A 1,618-nucleotide genomic window follows, 5' to 3' on the forward strand; every position below is an offset into this window, starting at 1 on the left:
AGTTCCTCGCGCAGGCGCATGTCGCGGGTGTGGGGGTCGACTGGGAGGCGTTCTACGCCGGAACCGGCGCACGCCGCGTGCCCCTGCCCACGTATGCCTTCCAGCGCGAACGCTATTGGCTCGCTCCCAGTACGGGCGAGAACAGTGCCTCGGCGGCCGGCCTGGATCGGCTGGACCATCCGCTGCTGAGTGCGGCAGTAGCCCTCGGCGACCGCGACGAATGGCTGCTCACCGGGCTTCTCTCCTCGGAGACGGCGCCTTGGACACAGGACCACGTCGTACTCGGCACGGTGATCGTGCCGGGGACGGCGCTGGTGGAGCTGGCCATGGCTGCTGGTCGCCATGTCGGGGCGCCGGTCCTCGAAGAGCTGGTGCTCGAAGCGCCGCTGGTCTTGGACGGCGACGTGCCCGTTCAGCTTCAGGTTGCTGTCGGGGAACCTGACGAGGACGGCCGCCGTACGGTCGCCGTCTACTCCCGCTCGGAGAAGGGCCGGGAAGGCGAACAGCGCGAGGCCACGTGCCACGGACGCGGCACAGTCGTTCAGGAGACGGTGGCGGAGCCGCTCGTGCCGGACTTCGGGACGGAGTGGCCGCCGGTGGGAGCTGAGCCCGTCGCTGTCGATTCGCTGTACGGGCGTCTCGCCGAAGTCGGTTACGAATACGGGCCGTTGTTCCAGGGACTGCGGGCAGCCTGGCGCGTCGCCGATGACGTCTACGGAGAGGTGAGGCTGTCCGACGGCGCCGGCGGTGAGGGTTTCGGTATCCATCCGGCGCTGTTCGACGCCGCGCTCCACGGCGGACTGCTGGAGAAGGAAGCGGGTTCCTCGGCGGATCTGCCGTTCTCCTGGTCCGGCGTCCGGCTGGGCCGGGGCGGCGAGTCTTCACAGGTGCGGGTCAGGATCGCAGGGACGGCCGAGGCCGGCCTGCGGATCGACGTCATCGGTGAGCAGGGCGAACCCGTCGTCAGCGTGAGCAAGCTCGTACTGCGGTCGGTGGACCCGGCCCGCCTTGCCGGTGACCAGGGAACCGGTGGCGATTCCCTGTTCCGGGTGGAGTGGGTGGTGGTGCCCGAGGCTGGTGGTTCGCTGGGTGGTTCGGTGGGCCGGGTCGCGGTGCTGGGTGACCTGGTGGCCCCGGGTGAGCGGTTCGCGGGTGTGGGGGAGTTGGAGGCGGCGGTCGCCGCGGGTGCGGCGGTGCCGGAGGTGGTTCTGGTCGAGGCCGGGGCCGGGGCCGGGGTCGCTGTGGCCGGGAGGGAGAGCGCGTCGGCGGTTCGGGAGATCACGGCGTTGACGCTGGAGTTGTTGCAGCGGTGGGTGCGGAGCGAGGTTCTTGCCGAGGCGCGGCTTGTTGTGGTGACGCGTCGGGGTGTGGCGGTGGGTGAGGAGTGCCCTGATCTGGTGCAGGCGCCGGTGTGGGGTTTGGTGCGGACGGCTCAGTCGGAGTATCCGGGCCGGTTTGTGCTGGTGGATGTGGTGGGTGAGGTTCCGGACTGGGGTGTGTTGGTCGCGGTGGGGGAGCCGCAGGTCGCGGTGCGTGACGGTGTGTGTGTGGTGCCTCGGTTGGGGCGTGTGGGTGCGGGTGTGGGTCCGGGTGGTTTGTGGCGTCTGGGTGTGGAGCG

1 protein-coding gene is annotated in these 1,618 nt (G+C 70.3%); it reads left to right on the forward strand.

Annotated features, from left to right (window positions below):
- The coding region (locus tag Q0994_RS33825) for a polyketide synthase dehydratase domain-containing protein (protein WP_299542555.1) at positions 1–1,618 on the forward strand (1,618 nt) is incomplete at both ends.

Source organism: uncultured Streptomyces sp., assembly GCF_947488945.1.
Classification (GTDB): Bacteria; Actinomycetota; Actinomycetes; order Streptomycetales; family Streptomycetaceae; genus Streptomyces.